Genomic DNA, 19973 nt, shown 5'->3' with positions numbered 1-19973 from the left:
CCTCGGGGGTGGTTTTGACGGCTTGTTGCAGACGTTGATCCTGCCCCGATGGCAAACAGGCACCGATTGTTCAGACAAGAGCGACGTAATCCGCAACATAGGCAATACTCAGCTCGCGGCAATCCAGGATCCGGAGAACCGGCAAACCTCTATCAGCACCTCATCACCAGGGTGCAGAGGACCACCAAAACAAGGATGTGACATCGATGAAATCCGTCTCGCTCCCCGAAAACAGAATTCCCGCACAGGTGTGGAACAGCGCGCTGCAGCTGCAGAATATCCCGGTCATCAATACCAGTACCCTGGTCCCGCCAGGTGCTCGCGTCGTGGTGATCGCCCCGCATCCCGGGGACGAAGTGGTGTCCTGCGGCGGCCTGCTGCAGTTATTGGCCAGTCTTGGGCATCCCCTGCAACTGATCTCGATCACCGATGGCAGTGCCAGCCACCCGGGTTCAAGCCTGTGGTCGGCCAGGCGTCTGAGCGTATTCCGCCCGCAGGAAAGTGTCGAAGCCCTGAGGCGCCTTGGCTTACCGATGCACAGCCTGAAGTGGATCCGTGGCGGCTTCACCGATAACGCGCTGGTTGAACAGGAGCAGCAATTGACCCAGTTCATTGCGCGATATCTACGCCCCGGTGACGTGGTCTTCAGCATCTGGCGCGAGGATGGCCATGTCGACCATGACGCGGTCGGTCGGGCCGCCGCCAGGGCGGCCGAAATGGTCGACGCGCACCTTCGTGAAATACCGCTCGGAGCCTGGCACTGGCCGGCTCGCGAGCAAGGGCTGATCCCCTGGCAGCGGGCGCGCAAGATACGTCTGGACAGCTGGACGGTGGCCCGCAAAAGTCATGCGACCCATGCTTATGCCAGCCAACTGGACGGCGAGCCGGCCATCGGTATCGCGCCGATGCTCTCACGGCCGATGCTGGAGCGCTTGCGGCTACCCTACGAGATCGTGTTCATCTAAGCGACCCGGAGTTGATCAACGCGTCCGAAACTCTGAACTGCCGGGCAAAGCATCAGTCGCATAAGTAACGGCCCTGATTCAGAGGAGTGACCGTGACCAGCGATTCAGACAGGTTTGCTGTCAGCTCGGCAACACTGAAAAACGCCCCGGCGATCCATTGCCTGAGAGTCCTGACGGTCAACACCCACAAGGGGTTCACCGCCCTCAACCGGCGCTTCATCCTTCCGGAGTTGCGCGAGGCAGTTCGCAGCACCTCCGCGGATCTGGTGTTTCTGCAAGAGGTATTGGGCGAGCACGACCGCCTGGCCTTGCGCTACAACAACTGGCCGCAACAGTCCCAGTACGAGTTCCTTGCCGACAGCATGTGGAGCGACTTCGCCTATGGTCGCAATGCGGTCTATCCGGACGGCCACCATGGCAACGCACTGTTGTCGAAATACCCGATCCGCCATCACCGCAATCTCGACGTATCGATCACCGGCCCCGAACGTCGCGGGCTGCTGCATTGTGTGCTGGAAGTACCGGGGCATGCCGAAGTGCACGCGATTTGCGTGCACTTGAGTCTGCTGGAAAGCCATCGTCAATTGCAGTTGGCCCTGCTCGGTCAGCTGCTGGAATCGCTTCCCGAGGAGGCACCGGTGATCATTGCCGGCGACTTCAACGATTGGCAGCTGCAGGGCAATGCCACCCTCGCCCGGCACGACTATCTGCACGAAGCCTTCGAACGCCATCATGGACGTCCGGCCAAGACCTATCCGGCGCGCTGGCCGCTGCTGCGCCTGGACCGCATTTACCTGCGCAATGCCAGCAGCCACCAGCCGAAAATCCTCAGCTACAAGCCCTGGACCCATCTGTCCGATCACTTGCCCCTGGCGGTGGAAGTGCATCTCTAAGCGCTCTAAATCAAGCCCGACTATCACTATTCTTAGCTCGAAACAACTGTCAGATATGACAGTACCGTTTGTCAGCTGCCTAATCGTCAGTCACAAAAAGCAACTAGTACTTTGTTTGTCTGAAGGAACAGACGTTTCAGTCCATTAGTGCAGAAGCTTCAAGTCAGCCAAGAGCTTTGCTGAATGTCTGCGGCATGAATTCACACCAGGAAGTCTTGAAAATAACCACGGATCCGGATCTATCATGAACCGCCAAAACCAGCGATTTACGTCATTATCGACAGCTTTTGCGGCCACCTCACTACTCATGCTCTCCTGCGCACCGGCTCAAGCCGCCTGTACGCTCACGCCTGGCAGTGGCAATGACAACTTTACCTGTGACAGTGGCAGCAACGGTCCACTCACCGATCTGGCGGGCAACAACAGCCTGACCTTTCCCGCCAATGGCACGGGCAGCATCAACGGCAATGTCAGCTTCGGCGCAGGCAACGATCGGGTGCTGATGGATTCGGGCACTATCACTCGCACCCTCAATCAGGGTGATGGTCGCGATACCTTGCAGATCAGCGCCGGGCAAATCACCGGCGCGGTCAGCCAGGGCAGTGGCATCGATGATTTCATCATGAGCGGCGGACGCATTCAGTCCCTGGCTCAGGGCGATGGCCTGGATACGTTCCTGATGACCGGTGGCACCATAGTCGGTGCCTTCGAGGATGGGGATATTGCGAAGATGACCGCCGGCACCATCGGCCGGGTCGACATGAAACTCGACGACAACACCTTCGACCTGTCGGGAGGAGAGATCATTGGCAATCTGGTCACCGGCTTCGGCACCGATACCATCATCGTCTCCGGCGGCAAGATTGGCGGCAACGTCAGCGTCAGCGGTGGCGACGACAGCATCACGGTCAGTGGCGGAGTCATTGCAGGGCAAATACGCGCCAGCGTCGGCAATGATAGCTTCACCTGGAAGGATGGCGGCCAGATCCAGTCCGCTATCCTGATGGGCGATGGTGACGATAGCGCGCGACTCAGCAACCTGAATGAAAACTTTCTGTCCTCGACTCCGTCTCTGGATGGCGGCTTGGGTAATGACCGTCTCGCCTTCGATAACAGCAGCTCTGCTGGCGCGGCGCGTTATGTCGGCTGGGAGTCCGTCGAGCTGACCAACAACTCACGCTTGGATCTGGCGGGTGATTTTTTCCTGGGCGACAGTGCAACCGGAACAGGTGTCTTCGCCATCGACGGCAGCAGTGCCCTGGCGGTGACCCAAGGCAGCATCCGGCCCTATACCGCCGGCCAACTGGCCACCCTCAACAACGCCGGTGTCATCGATATGACAACTGGCAGCAGCAGCGCGACAGACTCACTGACGGTACACGGCAACTATGTCGGCAGTAACGGTCGGTTGCTACTGCAAACCGTACTCGGCGAAGACAGCTCAGCCAGCGATAAACTGCTGGTATCTCAAGGCACCATCAGCGGTCATACACAGCTTGGCATCAGTAATCTCGGCGGGCTGGGCGGGCTGACCCGGCAGAACGGCATTGAGGTCGTACAGGCTCAAAATGGCGCCACCAGCAGCAGCGATGCCTTTGCATTGAACAGCTCGGTTTCCGCCGGCGCCTACCAGTATTATCTGTTCAAGGGCGGCGTCACAGCCGGCTCGGAGAACAACTGGTACCTGCGTTCATCGGTCGTAGCAGTAACGCCGCCCGCCGTCCCGCCCGTAGTACCACCGCTACCTGAGGTGCCACCCGCACCTCCAGTCGTACCACCCGTTGCGCCCACCATCGATCCGGATGAGCCGCCAGTCGAGCCCCCCACTGCCCCAGCCCTGGCGCCTGTTGCCCCGCCGGCCCCAGCACCTGCGCAGGTAGCTGCCCAGACTTCCCCGGTGCCGGCCATGACTACACCGCCATTGCCCACTGCGGTAGCCGGTGCAGACCCAATCCCACTGTATCGTTTGGAAGTGCCGGTGTATTCAGTAGTGATACCCGCCGCCCAAGTGATGACCTTGCAAGCCCTTGGCACGTTCCATGATCGCCAGGGCGAACAAAGCCTGCTGACTGAAACCGGAGCAATCCCCGCGGGTTGGGCTCGAGTCTATGGCAGCGACTTTCAGAAGAGCTGGTCAGGGACAGTGACGCCGCGTTTCGACGGCTCGCTCAAGGGTTTCCAGATCGGCCATGATCTCTATGCGTCGCAAACCAGCGGTGGGCACATCCAGCGTTCAGGCTTCTTCGTTGGTCAGAGCCGCCTTCAGGGTGATGTCGATGGTTTTGCCGAAGGTTTCCAACACCGCCGTGCTGGCAGGGTAAAGCTCGACGGCGACAACTTTGGCGTCTATTGGACCCTGACCGACCCAACCGGCTGGTACGTGGACGCGGTCGCCATGGGCACCCGCCTGGAAGGTCATAACCGCTCGGATCGCGGCGTAAAAATGGACACTGAAGGCCACGCCTTGACGCTCTCGCTCGAGGGTGGATATCCGATTGCTGTTTCCGCCAACTGGGTGGTCGAGCCGCAAGTTCAGGTGATCAACCAGGGTATTGATCTGGACGATCAGAACGACGGTATTTCCGATGTGTCGTTCGACTCCCAGGATTACTGGACGGGTCGGCTGGGAGCCCGGCTCAAGGGTCGTTACCAGGTGCGGAACATGCCAATCGAACCTTATCTGCGAGCCAATGCCTGGCAGACCTTCGGTGGTTTCGACACGGTGACCTATGACGGTGTTGACCGGATCAAAAGCCAACACAAATCGTCCACCGCGGACATTGGCGTGGGTATTGTCGCCAAGCTGTCATCCGATATCAGCGTCTACCTGGCTGCGGACTACAACACCAATCTGGATAGCAATCCGTTGGAGGGGGTCAGCGGCAACCTCGGAATTCGGATGAGCTGGTGATCCCGTAGCAACCTAACGAAAGCCTCTAAAACGGGGCTTTCAAGACGATATTGCGTACAAACAAGAGCTTAGAGAAAGCTTAATTATCAAATATTTAACACTCCTAAAATAACGCTACCGCCCATCATCCAGTTTCTTGACGCGAGGTCTTGAGTCTTCTTAGCTTCACTTTACTACCCCCGGAAATACCACCCGGGGCAAGCCTCGAAGCTCCTGCGCATGCGGGCGGGTGGGCTTTGCCTCATTGAATTCGGTCGCCCCTCATTCGGGGTAGGAGAGACGCCAGAGCGAGATAGGCATGCCATGCAGGTAGACCTCCATGAAAACTTCAATCACCCAAAAAGAGATTAAAATCACCCTTTGCACCGTATCAACTACTCTGCTGCTCTTTTCCTCCATGGAGGTTCAGGCAGGTTCCGCCGAAGATGAGCCGACACCCTGGTATCACCAGGACACTCCAGTGTTTACCTTGCCGACACCGGATTCGACCTTCAGCGGACCTTACACCTCCAATCTGCGCCTCGACACTCATCCGCTGACCCTCAATGAAGCCGCCCCGGCCGCCTGGGAGCGGGTGTACGGCCAGGCCTCCAGACAGGCTGAAAGTGACTTCCTCGCTTCGCAGTTCTCCAGCAACCTTTCCAAAGGACCGGCCCTCTACACCCTGAAAAATGACAGCGGGCACACCCAGCGCGTCGGCCTGGTCGGTGGCCAGAGCCAGTTCCAGGGCAACAGCAACGGCATGCTTACCTCGCACGCAATGGCCGACCCGCGACACGACAGCCTCAACCTCGAAGGCCCGAGCCTGGGCGCCTACTGGAGCCTGACCGGCCCGCAGGGCTGGCATGTGGATTTGACTGCCAGCGGCGGCCGGGTCAATGGCTTCAGTCGCACAGAACAGGGCGCCCTGCAGGCAGCAGAAGGTAGTGCGGTGACGCTGTCGGTCGAAGGTGGATTCCCCATCGGCATCAGCGAAAACTGGGTCGTTGAACCCCAGGCGCAATTAGTCAACCAACGCATTAGCCTGGACGCCCCGAATGCCGCCAGCGGCAACGCCTCGTCCAGCGATTTGACGTCCTGGAGTGGCCGGGTCGGTGCCCGCTTGAAAGGTAGTTACGAAATTCGCGGACTGCCGGTCGAACCCTATGTGCGGACCAACTTGTGGCATACGGTGTATAGCGGCGACACGGTGAGCCTCGATCAAGTCGACAAGATCAGCAGCAGTCGCAAATCTTCCACCGTCGAACTGGGTCTGGGCCTGGTGGCCAGAGTCTCGCCCATGGTGAGCCTGTACGTCAGCGCCGACTACAGCAGCGATGTCGACGACAACGACATCAATGGTTTGATTGGCAGTCTGGGTGTGCGGATGCGCTGGTAACGGTTTGCCACAAAGTGGCAACCTGTGGCAAGGGAGCAAGCTCCCTTGCCACAAAGCCCGCGTTAACCCTCGGGCCGCAGCATCAACACCGCTAACGGCGGCAGGTTCAACACCAGCGACAATTCCTGGCCATGGCTGGGCTCGTCCTCGGTGAAGACACCGCCGCCGTTGCCGTAATTGGAACCGGCATAGGTGTCGGCATCACTATTGATCATTTCGCTCCAGCGCCCGGCAAAGGGCACGCCGATCCGATAGGCCTGACGCGGCACTGGCGTAAAGTTGGCCACCACCAGCACCGGCCGGCCGTCCTTGCTCCAGCGCAACCAGGCATACACGCTGTTGACTGCATCGTCACCGATCAGCCACTGGAATCCCTGTGGCGCATCGTCCTGATCGTGCAGCGCCGGCTCTTCGCGGTACAGCCGGTTCAGATCCGCCACCAGCTTGCGCACACCCCGGTGCTCGGGATACTGCATCAGGTACCAGTCCAGTTGCTGATCGTGATTCCACTCCCGCCACTGGCCGAACTCGCAGCCCATGAACAGCAGTTTCTTTCCCGGATGCGCCCACATGAAACTCAAGTAAGCGCGCAGGTTGGCGAATTTCTGCCAGCGATCGCCGGGCATTTTATCGATCAGCGAATGTTTGCCATGCACCACCTCATCGTGGGAGATCGGCAGGATAAACCGCTCGGACCAGGCGTACACCAGGCCGAAGCTCAACTCGTTGTGATGGTGCGCGCGATACATCGGATCCTGCTGAATATAATGCAGCGAGTCGTGCATCCAGCCCATGTTCCATTTGTAATTGAAACCCAGGCCACCCTGTTGGGTGCCCTGGCTGACACCGGGCCAGGCCGTCGACTCTTCGGCAATCATCAGCGCCCCTGGAGCCTCCAGCGCGACCACGTCGTTCAGGTGCCGGACAAAATCGATGGCTTCCAGGTTCTCGCGACCGCCGTGGCGATTGGGCACCCACTCGCCGGCTTTACGTGAGTAGTCGCGGTAGAGCATCGAAGCCACCGCATCCACTCGCAGGCCGTCGACGTGGAAATGCTTGAGCCAGTGCAGCGCCGAGGCCAGCATGAAACCGTGAACTTCGGTGCGCCCCAGGTTGTAGATCAAAGTATCCCAGTCCTGATGGAAGCCTTCCTGAGGATTGCCGTATTCGTACAGCGCGGTCCCGTCGAATTGCGCCAGACCGTGGGTGTCGGTGGGGAAATGCGCGGGGACCCAATCGAGGATCACCCCGATGTTCGCCTGGTGGCAGGCGTTGACGAAATAACCGAAATCCTCCGGCGAGCCGTAGCGGGCGCTCGGGGCGAATTGCGACAGTGGCTGATAGCCCCAGGAGCCGCCGAACGGATGCTCCATGATTGGCATCAGCTCGATATGGGTGAAGCCCAATTCCTGTACGTAAGGGATCAAGCGCTCGGCCAGCTCATGCCAATTGTACTGACGTGAGACTTCACCAAGGTCATCGACCTCACACTGCCAGGAGCCGGCATGCAACTCATAGATCGACAGCGGTGCATTCGGCCGGTGGCGCTCGCCACGAGTCTGCATCCATTCCTGGTCCTGCCAGTCGATCTGCAGTGGCGATGCGACTTTCGAGGCGGTATCCGGTGGCAACTGAGTGGCCAGGGCCATCGGGTCGGCCTTGAGCGGCAGAATCCCGTGAGCTCCCAGAATTTCGTACTTGTAGGCCTCCCCTGCCTGCAGGCGCGGGATGAACAATTCCCACACCCCGGACGGATGACGCAAGCGCATAGGGTGTCGACGGCCGTCCCAGACGTTGAAGTCACCGACCACCGAGACCCTTCGGGCATTCGGTGCCCACACCGCAAACCGCACGCCATCGACGCCGTCCACGGTCTTCAACTGCGCGCCAAGGCAGGCGCTCAGGTCGCGATGATTTCCTTCGGCGAACAGATAAAGGTCCATCTCGCCGAGCAACGGTCCAAAGCTGTAAGGGTCTTCGCTGGTCTGCTCGCCGCCCGCCCAGTTGATCCGCAATTGATAGGGTTGCGCGCGGTCGAAATGCCCGACAAACAAACCCGGCACCTCGGTCGCCTCCAGGTTCCCGATGACTTCACCGTTATCGCTGGCCAGTACCTGAACACTCAAGGCACCGGGCAGGAAGCCACGGATAAACTGCCCGCCGGCACCATCGCCATGGGGCCCCAGGATCGCGAACGGATCGTGGTGCTCGGCGCGCACCAACGCATCGATATCCTTGGCGCGGGGCAGCAGTGCCTCTTTCGAATGACCCTGTTCCTTGTTTGAGAAACTCATGACTACTCTCCACTGGTCTCTGTGTCGGAAAAGGGTTTTAGCCCACTCAATAACCCGTACAAACCGTGCAATGGCACCGGCAGCCAGGTGGGACGATTATCGGCTTCATAGACTACCTCATAAGCCGCTTTTTCCAAGCCGAACAACGCCAGCGCGGCGTCCTCACCTTCGGCATCCTGCCATGCATGAGCAAGACTAGCCGTTGCCAGCCGATATGCCTGAACAAAAGCCCCTCGCGCTTCAATGACATAGCGCTCGGTCACGCGCTGACGCGCAGCATGGGCCTGGGCCGAGCCATCGACATTCTGCACATTCAGCGCCATCGCCGCCGCATAGTCGAATGAGCGCAGCACACCGCTGACATCCTTGTACGGGCTGTGCTTGCCCCGACGTTCATGCAATGGCCGCGCCGGTTCGCCTTCGAAGTCGATCAGGTAGGCATCACCCTTGATCACCAGCACCTGGCCCAAATGCAGGTCACCGTGGACGCGAATGCGTAAACCGCCCGTGGCCTGTTTCGCCAGTTCCTGGATATGACTGAGCACCGCTTTCTTGTGTTGCAACAAATGGCTGACCAGCAGCTGATCCTCGGGCTGCAACTCGGCCTTATGCTGCATGAGCATCTGCAAGGCGCGCTCCAGTTGCGCGCCGATATGCCGGGTCCATGCCTGGGCATCCTTGAGAGTACTCTGTTGCGGGCTGAAATCGGGGTTGTCGGTCGGCGCCGCCAGTATTTGATGCATCTCGCCCAGACGCTGACCCAGCATGCCGGCAAAATCCTTCAATTCGCCGAGGGCGTTGTAATGTTGTTCCTGCTCGGAAATCGCCTCGGCCAATTCATCGCGAATCGCCCGTTCAAGGTTGTTCTGCGTCCACTCCCAGGCATCGCCCTGATTGCTCAGGTAACCCTGGGCGATCATCAGCAAGTTGTCCTCGCCCTGCTCATCGCGGCGGATCACCGAGCCGAGCAGCGGTGAGATATGGAGGAAACCGGCCGTGGTCAGATAGGCGCCCATCTCCAGTTCCGGGTGCACCCCGGCGCTGACTTTGCGAATCAACTTCAACACCAGGCTGTTGCCGATCACCACCGAGCTGTTGGACTGTTCGGCCGACAGATAACGCACTTCAGATTCGTCGTTCAAGCCCAGCTTCGCCAGTTCGGCGGTGGGTTCGAAGCGAATCTCGCCGGCGCTGGTCGGTAAAACGGTCTGCGCCTGGATACCCTGCAAAACCGCCCGTACAAAGCTATCAAGGCTGAAGGCATCGGTAATCAAGCCCACTTGCCGTCCACGCCGGACCCGGGCCAATGCCAGTTGCTGCGGCAAGGCCGCACTGTATTGATCTTCTGCGAGGAAGCCGAAGGGCAATTGATAGCGATTGGTCTGACCGTCGCTGGTGACCTCGATCTCGCTGAACAGCACCGGATGCTGCGGGTCGCCAAAACGCACGCCGTAGACGATATGCACCTGACCGATAGTCGAATCCTTGTTGGCGAACCAACGGCGATTCGGCAACCAGGCTGGCAGCGAAGTCTGCTCCAGAGTGGTGCGCGACGGTGCTTCGAGCAATTCTTCGAGGCGCTTTTTCAGCACCAGGGTGGTGAAGTCCGGGATGCTTTGCGCCGGCTCCACATGCCAGCTGGGCATCTGGTTCTCTGCCGCCAACACAAACCAGTAAAACCCGTAAGGCGCCAGGGTCAGCAGGAAATTCAGCTGGCCAATCGGCGGGAAGGCGTTACCGCCGAGCATCTCCACCGGCACCATCCCGGCGTAAGTTGACAGGTCCAATTCAGCGGCCTGGGCGCTGCGTGACACGTTGGCCACGCAGAGAATGACTTCGTGCTTGCCATCAGGACCGGTGTACTCCCGGGTATAGGCCAGAATCCGCCGGTTGCTCGGTGAGAGCATTCTCAGCGTACCGCGGCCAAACGCCTTGGACTGTTTACGCACCGCCAGCATCCGCCGATTCCAGTTCAGCAGCGAATGGGGATCGCCCGCCTGGGTCTCGACGTTGACCGACAGATAACCGTAGAGCGGGTCCATGATCGGCGGCAGCACCAGGCTGGCCGGGTCGGCGCGGGAGAAACCGCCATTACGGTCGATGGACCACTGCATCGGCGTGCGCACACCGTCGCGGTCACCGAGGTAGATGTTGTCGCCCATGCCGATTTCATCGCCGTAATACAGGGTCGGGGTGCCTGGCATCGACAGCAGCAAACTGTTGAGCAACTCGACCCGACGGCGGTCGCGCTCCATCAAGGGCGCCAGGCGTCGGCGAATCCCCAGGTTGATCCGCGCCCGACGGTCGGCCGCGTAGTAATTCCACAGGTAGTCGCGCTCTTTGTCGGTGACCATTTCCAGGGTCAGCTCATCGTGGTTGCGCAGGAAAATCGCCCACTGGCAGTTGGCCGGAATCTCCGGAGTCTGGCGCAGGATGTCGGTGATCGGAAAGCGGTCTTCCTGGGCCAGTGCCATGTACATGCGCGGCATCAAGGGGAAGTGAAAGGCCATGTGGCACTCGTCACCGTTCTTACCCTTGGTGTCACCGAAATACAGCTGAGTGTCTTCCGGCCATTGATTGGCCTCGGCCAGCAGCATGCGGTCCGGGTAATTGGCATCGATCTCGGCACGGATCTGCTTGAGCACCTGATGGGTCTCGGGCAGGTTCTCGTTGTTGGTGCCATCGCGCTCGATCAGGTAGGGAATCGCGTCCAGGCGCAAGCCGTCGATGCCCATGTCCAGCCAGTAGCGCATCACCGAGAGCACCGCTTTCATCACTTGCGGGTTGTCGAAATTCAGGTCCGGCTGGTGGGAATAGAACCGGTGCCAGAAGTACTGGCCGGCCACCGGGTCCCAGGTCCAGTTGGACTTTTCGGTGTCGAGAAAAATGATCCGGGTGCCGTCGTACTTCTGGTCGTCATCGGACCACACATAGAAATCCCGAGCCGCCGAACCAGGCTTGGCCTTGCGTGCCCGCTGGAACCAGGGGTGCTGGTCCGAAGTATGGTTGATGACCAGCTCGGTGATGACCCGCAGCCCGCGCTTGTGGGCTTCGGCGATAAACCGCTTGGCGTCGGCCATGGTCCCGTAGTCGGCATGCACGCCACGGTATTCGGCAATGTCGTAGCCATCGTCGCGACGCGGCGAAGGGTAGAACGGCAATACCCAGATGGTGTTCACGCCCAGATCGGCTATGTAATCGAGTTTGGCGATCAGGCCAGGAAAGTCGCCGATTCCGTCATTGTTAGAGTCGAAAAAAGACTTAACGTGTACTTGGTAAATCACCGCATCCTTGTACCAGAGCGGATCCTTGATAAAGGCGGCTGACTTGGGTTTCTTCGCCATCTGTAACTCCTGTTGAATTCATAAAAGCGAGCAGCGCCGCGACTTGTGTGGCGAGGGGGCTTGCTGTGGCGAGGGGGCTTGCCCCCGCTGGGGTGCGAAGCGGCCCCAAATGCTGAAACCTTGTTCTTTCAGGCACACCGCAACCGCTGGTTTCACGACTGCTTCGCAGCCGATCGGGGGCAAGCCCCCTCGCCACAGGGGTAAACCTCTCCACTAAGAACTGCCCTGCATCAAATTGCCGTTATCCGCCAGATCCCGAACGGCTGATGCCAGGGTTCGATCCGCATCCGCTGGGTCTTGCCATACCAGGTCCAGCGATGGCCGGTCATCAGGTCCTCACCGCTGGTTTGCGCATCGTCAGGCAAGTCCATCTCCCACAACGGTAGTTCGAAACTCGCCTCTTGGGCGTTGACTGGATCGAGGCTGACCGCCACCAGAATGAAATTGCTGCCATCGGCGCTGCGCTTGCCGAAATACAGAATGTTGTCATTCCAGGCGTTGTAGACCTTCAGCCCCAGATGACTGTGCAGCGCCGGGTTCTGTCGGCGAATGCGATTGAGCTGAGCGATCTCGGCAATGATGTTGCCCGGCGCGGTGAAGTCCCGTGGACGAATCTGGTACTTCTCCGAATCCAGATACTCTTCCTTGCCCGGCACCGGTGCCGACTCACATAGCTCGAAGCCTGAGTACATGCCCCATAACCCGGAACCCATGGTCGCCAGCGCGGCGCGGATGAGGAAACCGGGGCGCCCCGACTCATGCAGGAACCCCGGATTAATGTCCGGCGTATTGACGAAGAAATTCGGCCGGTAGCACTCGCGCCACGGCGACTCGTTCAACTCGGTGAAATAAGTCGCCAGTTCGGTCTTGGTATTGCGCCAGGTGAAATAGGTATAGCTCTGGGAATAGCCGACCTTGCCCAACCGCGCCATCATCGCCGGCGTGGTAAAGGCTTCGGCGAGAAAAATCACTTCGGGGTACAACGCCCGCACATCGGCGATCAACCACTGCCAGAACGGCAAGGGTTTGGTGTGGGGATTGTCGACGCGGAAAATCTTCACTCCCTCCTCGACCCAACCGATGACAACATCCCGCAGTGCGAGCCAGAGACCGGGGATGGCATCGACCGCATAAAAGTCGACGTTGACGATGTCCTGATACTTCTTCGGCGGGTTCTCGGCGTATTTGATGCTGCCGTCCGGCCGCCAGTTGAACCAGCCCGGATGCTCTTTGAGCCAGGGGTGATCCTGAGAACACTGAATGGCGAAATCCAGGGCGATTTCCAGCCCGTGGTCAGCCGCGGCGGCCACCAGCCGGCGGAAGTCTTCACGGGTGCCCAATTCGCAATGGATTGCTTCATGCCCGCCCTCCTCACTGCCGATAGCATAGGGGCTGCCCGGATCATCAGGACCGGCCGTCAGGGAATTATTCGGGCCCTTGCGATAGCTGCTGCCAATCGGGTGGATCGGCGGGAAGTACAATACGTCGAAGCCCATGTCGTGGATCATCGACAGACGCGAGTGCACGTCATTGAAGGTGCCATGGCGCGCTGGGTCATCGGTGATCGAACGCGGAAACAGCTCATACCAACTGGCGAACTGCGCCAGTTCACGCTCAACGTCCACCGCATATTCAGGGCTGATACTAAGGAAGGCCCGATGATCGGCCTGCGCCATCAACTCGGCGCTGCGCTCGTGCAAAAACAGCGCAACCTGCTCGGCTTCCAGCAAACCGGACAGTTCATGGTGCAAAGCATGCAACTGCTCGCTCAACATCCCTTCACTGCGTGTAGCGGCCTGCAGCACGTGGCTGCGCCCTTCCTGCAACTCCAGACTGACCGGCACCCCGGCTATCTGTTTCTTGCCCAGCTCGTAACAAAAACTGCCGAACTGATCGATCCAGGCTTCGATGCGAAACCCATAGCGACCCTGCTCAGTCGCAGTGAACTGCCCTTCCCAGCCATTATTGCCCAGATCGGTCATGGCCTGGCTGTGCCACTGTGCATCAGCCGATCCACGCCAGCACAGCTTCACCGCCAACTTGTCGTGGCCATCGGCGAACACCTTGCTGGTGACTATCACCGGCTGGTCCACCACCGCCTTGACAGCAAACTGGCCACCATCGATCACCGGCGCGGTGCTCTCAATCGCAATCCGTGGCAACAGCAATGCCTGCGGCAAGGGTAATTGCGGGTTGTGCTCAAGTTCTGTCGGTTGTTCAGCAATCATCGAGCATCGCTCCTTACGCCCCATGGACGCTCTTGTGCCTGGTCGAATGTCACATGCGCTCGTGTTCTCTGAATGAACTCACTTAGGTTCCGAGCCAAAAGCCGGGGCAAAAGTTCAGATGGATTTGCCTGTGGCATGCCTTGGGAAAAAACCCGGGAGTCAAAGTCGTCCGCCCATGGTCAACCTTCCATCAAGCACAAAGGAGGCCACGCCATGGGTATCCCCATTCCAGCTGAAACACCTGATCCGAACATCGACGACCCAACCCTGCCACCGCCCGACCCGACGCCCGTTCCGGAGAAGGATCCGACTCCGCCCGGCATTCCGCCGACGGTAGGCGACCCTCCGAGCGAGGAGCCGCCGGTCAAGGCTTGATGCAAGAGTAGTGTCAGTTCATGGCAGGCGTGCTTGAGGTCGCTTCTTGAAGCGGCCGATTTTCGTCAATTGAGGCTACCGTTCGTCGCCTTTTTTATAAAAAAACAAGTCGCATTGAAAATAAAACGCACACAAAAAAGAGAAATGACCTACTTGGTCCTACAGACGCATATTGATCAGCGATATTTTGATATATTTCATATTAATGACAACTAAAACCAAGTTTTTCAAAGAGTTTTAAAAACGCCTCGCAACATTTTATTTTCACAACCCACAAAACAACGAATAAGAATGATCCAGCTTTTTTGCGCGATCCTTCCCTCAATGCTGAATGAAATTTCCTACACAGAAAAATCCACCTACTTGCAGTTGAAGCCACAAACAACTAAACCTAGCAACGTCACTTAATACAAGTGACGATTCTTTCAACAGCAGGAGATCAACAATGAAAAATGAAGATCTTGGTGATGTTCTTTTCAACTTCAGCGATGAGTTTGATTTTGGCTCATGCCCACATATAGCCGGAGGTTCCGGTAGTCAAGGCGGCTGCGGAGGTAGCGGCGGATGTGGGGGCGGTGGAGGCTGTAAAGGTGGGAGTGGCGGCTCTGGTGGGTCTGGAGGTAACGCTATAACCAACCACTCATCTCTCGAAAGCGATCAATAACAACATCTATAAAGGTTTTTCTGGCATTTGCCAGAAAAACCTTGGAAAGGAACTCCATGAAACTTAACATACACAACTATGAAATACTCAACTTCCCTTCCGACAACCTTATAATTTCGGAACGGGGCATATCAAAAATAAGCTCACCTTCATTACTAGAAGCACTTATCAAATTAAAAAAATATGACAATATTACAAAATTGAAATTCAATGAAATACTATCAGACCACGGACTTAATCCGGAAAGCACTTATGATTTTTTAGAAAAAGTCATCACCATCAGGGAGGCCATAGACAATGATTATTTCGAAAAAACTATCGTCGTGCATGACTGGAGTGGAAAAATTGATCTGGAGCAACTATTAAGAAGCGAAATCAATACACCGTTAGAGTTTTACAAAATCTCAGACTCCCTTGAAGAGATCGTATCGAATAAAAAATACTACATTGTCATGTTGTGCGTGCATTACAACTACGAACTCATAAAAAAAATTTACTTCGACCTGGTAGATGCCGCACCTGAAAGTGCCATCAGCGTTTGCCATCATTCGGGAAATGCCTATAGCATAAGTCAACCCTACCTCCCAAAGATCGGAAACCCGTGTCATTTTTGCAGCATAGACAGACTCATTAACTATGAAAGCCAACAAAATAGTAAAAACACCTGGTCAAAACTTCTCAAATTTTGCAAAAGCAGACATATAGCAATCCCCACCAAACCATTAAGTACTTTGCAGGAATCCATGGTAGTAGGGTCATTGATTCAAAAAATAAAATTAATGACACATGTCAATGATTGTCATCGCTACCAAGACAACATTCTTCAAGCAACCTATATTGACTTTAATAATGGAGTCATTACGGATGTTTCGGCTTCCCATTGGTACATGTGTGACTGCCTGAGACTACTAAAATGAAGCATATACCCCATGATTACTATCTAAAATTCCTAGACCCTACCGTATATGAGGACGTTCTAGAGTTCCACACCAAAGGAAACTATACAATTCATGATGCATTCAAGCATTCCACTTACCTACATAATATTAATGATCATCAACTCACACAACTGACGGGGAATGAACTCAGGCTATACCCAGACATGGACTTAACATTCCCTATTCATTGCGACGCTGACGCGGCCAGCATTTTTTGTCGTAATGAATCAGGTGAAAGATTTTCGCGGGCTAATATTGACTTCTCCAGAATTGAAAAACTGGTGCACCCGCTACTTTCCAAGAAAAAAGATAGCCATAAACGCGGCTATCCAAGTGGCGGAGCATTATATCCTACTGAAATCTTTATCTGCTCGCTAATGGACAATGATGAAAGCTGGCCTTGCCTAGAAAAAATCGTGCACTTACTACCAAACTCAGGGAAATTTGAAATTGTACAGGGCACGCAGATAATTGAAGAGCTAAAACAGGCAATTTTATCCGCTCCCGGAAATATCGGCGAACCTAGCATAGCAATAGTTTATGCGGCCTACCTGCCAAAAACGCTTTTCAAGTACCGATATCGAGGCTATCGACTCGCGTTAATGGAAGCAGGTTCCATTTACATGCTCATTGAATTGCAAGCAAAAAAACTTGGCTTGCGGTGTAGATTATGGTCGGCCTATACGGACACGATGCTTAGTAAGGCAATAGGTCTGAATCCTACTCTTTTTTTTCCGATGTGCGTGCACTTCATTGGTGAACAGCATGAACCTATATAACCCCCACCACTCAGCGTTGCCTGGCGCGCTGATTTGCCAGCCAGCCTGTGTACTATCCTTCCCTTCCTCTGTTGAGGTAGACGACCCTTGGTCCAATGGTGGATCCGGCATAGGAAGCGGTTCGTCCGCCTTAAAAACGGCATTAGGTGAGTATTTTGAAAGACGGCATTTTTACATGGAGATCATGCCTGACTTAGTCGGGCGTATCGACCACTCACTTACGAAGGAAGAATCTGACAAATTCATTTATGCTTTCTCTCAAACCAACAACAACAGCTTGACCATCGGCCAACTTGAAACTCATGCATTTAATCTAACTAAAGTTTGCCGTACATCAGATTTTTCAAACTGCCACATACCGTCTGCATGTATATCCCTAGATTTCTTTGGAATTGAAAGCGAGAACTCAATATACCCATTGCGCGACACATGCGGTTGCAGCTTTCACTGGAGCGCAGAGCATGCACTCTTGGGATCTGTAAAAGAACACTTGGAGAGACAGTTTCTTACAAAATTCTGGCTCACCAAACAATGCTCGCACATCTTGGATCATCATGAAATAGAAACGGAACTGAACGCCAGTGGTTCTCGACAATTATACAACGCACTTCATCAATCAGGTGAGGTTACCGTCATTGACATATCAGACTCAAACTATCCCGGCAAGTGCTTATTAACCGTTTACGACCAAAAAAACAAGAAACGCCACATCCAATATTGCGCAGGGATGTCCTATTCAGAAACACGTAGCATGGCACTGGAAAAATCAATATATGAATTATGGCAAACCTATAGATTTATAGACCTATTCAGGGCAACTAACAGTGATGACACGGAGATCAAAGATCCGTACTTAAGACACTTCCTGAACTGTAATTCCTATGACACCTTTCAAGAGATAACTTCCATCAAACCATCCAACACTAAAAGCTCATCCCCTATGCTGGACTTCAGTTTATCGGGTTTATTATCCACACTGAAAACTCAACAGATTGATGGTTACCTTTACACAAAAATGACAACTATAGACAATGCTTCTTATTTTTTCTGCAAATACGTATCCCCTGACTTATTTTTGCATATGAACAACTCAAGAAATATAAATATCTGTAACAAATACTCTGAAAGCTTCATCGGCCAGATTCTTCCCGTTCGAAGAAAAATAATGGTCCCATTCCCATAAAAGGTGAACTATGTATACTCGTACATTGCCCCGCTCTTTTGCGCTCGCCCTATTATTTATAAAAGAGCAATTCAAAGAACCTATCGCGCTTTTTTGGATCATTATTTCCCCAGCAGCGATATTTTATTTGCTTGCCTATTCCAGAGGTGAAACCTACTCCTTTGGAATCAGCTACATTGAGAGCACTTCATGGTTCTATGCTTATATCTCTTCCAGCGTCGCTTTTTTTGGCTTTGCCTTTTACATTATTGGAAGGAGAGAAAGCGGCTTCATAAGGTCGTTTATTTACACTCCCGGAGCCAAGTGCATATTTCTTTTGGCACAGTTTTTTGCGTATTCTTTGATATCTTCAATATATTGTTCAGTATTTTATTTTCTAACATATTTTTCTTTCGGATCATTTGAGCCATCTGATTTCCTGATCATCCTCAGCCGCTTCTACATCTGCTATTTACTATTCAGCATGCTAGGAATCTTATTAACCTTACTACCAATAAACTTTCAAAACGCTAATACTATTTTTTCTGTAGCCTCATTCATCATGCTGGTATTAGGCATACTGAGTACCCGTCAACCTCACGCAGCGATAGACTTTATAAACACCTTCAACCCTTTATGGCTCGCCAATCAAATTATGATCGGGGGTTTTTCAAAACACGGAATATTGATATCCAGCACTTTTATCATTTTTGTTGGAGCCTTCTTGCTATCGCTGCGTTTCTTACGCATTAATCCAGTATGGAGTCGTTATTAATGAGCGCCCTGAAAGCCAAATCTCTTTGCTTTGGATATTCTGATAAAACAATATTCAATGATGCTTCCATCCAGGTCACACCCGGATCCATCACAGGTTTATTGGGCCCTAATGGCTCCGGTAAAACCACGTTCTTCGATATCATCTGCGGGCTTAGTAAAGCGAAAAAAGGAGAGATTTTCAATGATTTCAGCAGCCAGCTTTATCTTTCGCAAACGGTCATGACTCCTCCCGTGCTGCGCATGTTCGATGTTTTTACAATGACTACATTACTTTGCTCATCGACCAACATAACTCAGGAACAGGCCTTGAAAAAGCTCAGTACCTGGAGCCCTGAAATTGTTGAGCGCTATCAGGAAATCTGGAAGAAGAAATCTGCCGTATGTAGCTACGGCGAGAAGCGCTGGTTCTTTACTCTTTCATTGCTGGCCGTTGAAGCGGAGCTGGTGATTCTGGACGAACCCACCGCCGGGGTTGATCCTGAATTCAGGCATTACATCTGGCAATGCCTGCGGGGAGCCGCTAAAGAAGGTACGGCAATTCTAGTGTCATCACACAATATCGAAGAAGTTGCAAACAACTGCGACAATTTTTACATGATCAGCCAAAAGCAATTCAAACCATTCAACTCAGGCGAAGAATTCATGAACCGTTACGGCGCAAACACGCTGGACGAGGCGTTTATTCGCGCGGCCTCTGAACCCGTCTTTACGGCTCATCCTTCTCCAGCAACTTGACCACCATTGGCATCACACTCAGTATCAGCAGCGCCAACAAGGTACTGAGCACCGCCGTCGCCTCTCGGCCCAGACCGGCCGAGACGCCGATGGCGGCGGTCATCCACAGGCCGGCGGCGGTGGTCAGGCCTTTGACGTGGCCCTCGTCGCCTTCGTGGTTTTTCAGGATGGTCCCGGCGCCGAGGAAGCCGATCCCGGCAATCACGCCCTGCACTACCCGACTCATGGCATCGGCCTGGGAGCCGGACATTTGTGGCACCAGCACGAACAAGGCCGCGCCCAGCGCCACCAGCATGTGGGTGCGAACGCCGGCAGCCTTGCCCTTTTGTTCGCGTTCGAAGCCGAGAATGCCGCCGAGAACGGCGGCCATCAGCAGGCGCACGGTGATTCTGGTCATTTGACTGGCATCGCCGATATCGGCGAACTCGGCTTGTAACGTCACCCAAACTTCATGCCACCAGGCGTTCATGGTGCTGTCCTTCTTTTCGGTCGATATGCGATGGACAGCGGCCGTGGGCAGACGTGCGTCG

At 55.1% G+C, this 19973-nt stretch carries 14 protein-coding genes; 10 read left to right on the top strand and 4 right to left on the bottom strand.

The window, feature by feature from the left end:
• The first annotated feature begins 206 nt into the window (after positions 1 to 206).
• The 4 genes from ACA064_RS13820 (at position 207) to ACA064_RS13805 (ending at position 6147) form a co-directional block, all read left to right on the top strand.
• Entirely contained in the window at positions 207 to 965 is a 759-nt protein-coding gene (locus ACA064_RS13820; RefSeq protein WP_497673845.1) for a PIG-L deacetylase family protein, read from the top strand.
• Between the two features lie 92 nt (positions 966 to 1057).
• Positions 1058 to 1858 (top strand): endonuclease/exonuclease/phosphatase family protein, encoded by an 801-nt coding sequence (locus ACA064_RS13815; RefSeq protein ID WP_497673844.1) that lies wholly within the window; start codon positions 1058 to 1060, stop codon positions 1856 to 1858.
• A gap of 244 nt (positions 1859 to 2102) precedes the next feature.
• Complete coding sequence (locus tag ACA064_RS13810; RefSeq protein ID WP_497673843.1) at positions 2103 to 4769, top strand: autotransporter family protein; 2667 nt, start codon at positions 2103 to 2105, stop codon at positions 4767 to 4769.
• 319 nt (positions 4770 to 5088) lie between these two features.
• Entirely contained in the window at positions 5089 to 6147 is a 1059-nt protein-coding gene (locus ACA064_RS13805) for an autotransporter domain-containing protein (protein WP_497673842.1), read from the top strand.
• Positions 6148 to 6209: 62 nt separating this feature from the next.
• Here the strand turns inward: ACA064_RS13805 and glgB are convergent, their stop codons facing one another.
• The 3 genes from glgB to ACA064_RS13790 form a co-directional block, all read right to left on the bottom strand.
• On the bottom strand, positions 6210 to 8441 hold the full coding sequence (gene glgB, locus ACA064_RS13800; RefSeq protein WP_497673841.1) for a 1,4-alpha-glucan branching protein GlgB: 2232 nt from the start codon (positions 8439 to 8441) through the stop codon (positions 6210 to 6212).
• Positions 8442 to 8443: 2 nt separating this feature from the next.
• Positions 8444 to 11785: a maltose alpha-D-glucosyltransferase gene (gene treS, locus ACA064_RS13795; RefSeq protein ID WP_497673840.1), complete on the bottom strand. Its 3342-nt coding sequence runs from the start codon at positions 11783 to 11785 to the stop codon at positions 8444 to 8446.
• A gap of 230 nt (positions 11786 to 12015) precedes the next feature.
• Complete coding sequence (locus ACA064_RS13790; protein ID WP_497673839.1) at positions 12016 to 14013, bottom strand: alpha-1,4-glucan--maltose-1-phosphate maltosyltransferase; 1998 nt, start codon at positions 14011 to 14013, stop codon at positions 12016 to 12018.
• A gap of 213 nt (positions 14014 to 14226) precedes the next feature.
• Between ACA064_RS13790 and ACA064_RS13785 the strand changes: the two genes are divergently transcribed.
• The 6 genes from ACA064_RS13785 (at position 14227) to ACA064_RS13760 (ending at position 19443) form a co-directional block, all read left to right on the top strand.
• On the top strand, positions 14227 to 14388 hold the full coding sequence (locus ACA064_RS13785) for a hypothetical protein (RefSeq protein WP_497673838.1): 162 nt from the start codon (positions 14227 to 14229) through the stop codon (positions 14386 to 14388).
• Positions 14389 to 15108: 720 nt separating this feature from the next.
• Positions 15109 to 15969 (top strand): McbB family protein, encoded by an 861-nt coding sequence (locus ACA064_RS13780; protein WP_497673837.1) that lies wholly within the window; start codon positions 15109 to 15111, stop codon positions 15967 to 15969.
• Positions 15966 to 16769, top strand: a complete 804-nt coding sequence (locus ACA064_RS13775) for a SagB/ThcOx family dehydrogenase (protein ID WP_497673836.1) — start codon at positions 15966 to 15968, stop codon at positions 16767 to 16769. The genes ACA064_RS13780 and ACA064_RS13775 overlap by 4 nt, the downstream gene beginning before the upstream one ends.
• Positions 16756 to 17952: a YcaO-like family protein gene (locus tag ACA064_RS13770; RefSeq protein ID WP_497673835.1), complete on the top strand. Its 1197-nt coding sequence runs from the start codon at positions 16756 to 16758 to the stop codon at positions 17950 to 17952. The genes ACA064_RS13775 and ACA064_RS13770 overlap by 14 nt, the downstream gene beginning before the upstream one ends.
• Positions 17953 to 17962: 10 nt before the next feature.
• A complete protein-coding gene (locus ACA064_RS13765; RefSeq protein WP_497673834.1) occupies positions 17963 to 18706 on the top strand; it encodes an ABC transporter permease in 744 nt (247 codons plus the stop codon).
• On the top strand, positions 18706 to 19443 hold the full coding sequence (locus tag ACA064_RS13760; RefSeq protein ID WP_497673833.1) for an ABC transporter ATP-binding protein: 738 nt from the start codon (positions 18706 to 18708) through the stop codon (positions 19441 to 19443). The genes ACA064_RS13765 and ACA064_RS13760 overlap by 1 nt, the downstream gene beginning before the upstream one ends.
• Here ACA064_RS13760 and ACA064_RS13755 read toward each other — a convergent pair.
• The gene (locus ACA064_RS13755; RefSeq protein WP_497673832.1) at positions 19415 to 19912 is read right to left on the bottom strand and encodes an MgtC/SapB family protein; all 498 of its coding nucleotides are present in this window, start codon (positions 19910 to 19912) and stop codon (positions 19415 to 19417) included. The genes ACA064_RS13760 and ACA064_RS13755 overlap by 29 nt on opposite strands.
• Between the last annotated feature and the right edge of the window lie 61 nt (positions 19913 to 19973).

The sequence above is a fragment of the Pseudomonas sp. LBUM1658 genome (assembly GCF_059716055.1).
This window is presented reverse-complemented; position numbering and strand designations above follow the sequence as displayed.

Excerpts from the sequence above, each read along its gene's own strand:
- ACA064_RS13760 (WP_497673833.1), top strand. The coding sequence starts at position 18,706 with ATGAGCGCCCTGAAAGCCAAATCTCTTTGCTTTGGATATTCTGATAAA.
- ACA064_RS13775 (WP_497673836.1), top strand. The coding sequence starts at position 15,966 with ATGAAGCATATACCCCATGATTACTATCTAAAATTCCTAGACCCTACC.
- ACA064_RS13810 (WP_497673843.1), top strand. The coding sequence starts at position 2,103 with ATGAACCGCCAAAACCAGCGATTTACGTCATTATCGACAGCTTTTGCG.
- treS (WP_497673840.1), bottom strand. The coding sequence starts at position 11,785 with ATGGCGAAGAAACCCAAGTCAGCCGCCTTTATCAAGGATCCGCTCTGG.
- ACA064_RS13805 (WP_497673842.1), top strand. The coding sequence starts at position 5,089 with ATGAAAACTTCAATCACCCAAAAAGAGATTAAAATCACCCTTTGCACC.
- ACA064_RS13770 (WP_497673835.1), top strand. The coding sequence starts at position 16,756 with ATGAACCTATATAACCCCCACCACTCAGCGTTGCCTGGCGCGCTGATT.
- ACA064_RS13790 (WP_497673839.1), bottom strand. The coding sequence starts at position 14,013 with ATGATTGCTGAACAACCGACAGAACTTGAGCACAACCCGCAATTACCC.
- ACA064_RS13765 (WP_497673834.1), top strand. The coding sequence starts at position 17,963 with ATGTATACTCGTACATTGCCCCGCTCTTTTGCGCTCGCCCTATTATTT.
- ACA064_RS13755 (WP_497673832.1), bottom strand. The coding sequence starts at position 19,912 with ATGAACGCCTGGTGGCATGAAGTTTGGGTGACGTTACAAGCCGAGTTC.
- glgB (WP_497673841.1), bottom strand. The coding sequence starts at position 8,441 with ATGAGTTTCTCAAACAAGGAACAGGGTCATTCGAAAGAGGCACTGCTG.
- ACA064_RS13785 (WP_497673838.1), top strand. The coding sequence starts at position 14,227 with ATGGGTATCCCCATTCCAGCTGAAACACCTGATCCGAACATCGACGAC.
- ACA064_RS13820 (WP_497673845.1), top strand. The coding sequence starts at position 207 with ATGAAATCCGTCTCGCTCCCCGAAAACAGAATTCCCGCACAGGTGTGG.
- ACA064_RS13780 (WP_497673837.1), top strand. The coding sequence starts at position 15,109 with ATGAAACTTAACATACACAACTATGAAATACTCAACTTCCCTTCCGAC.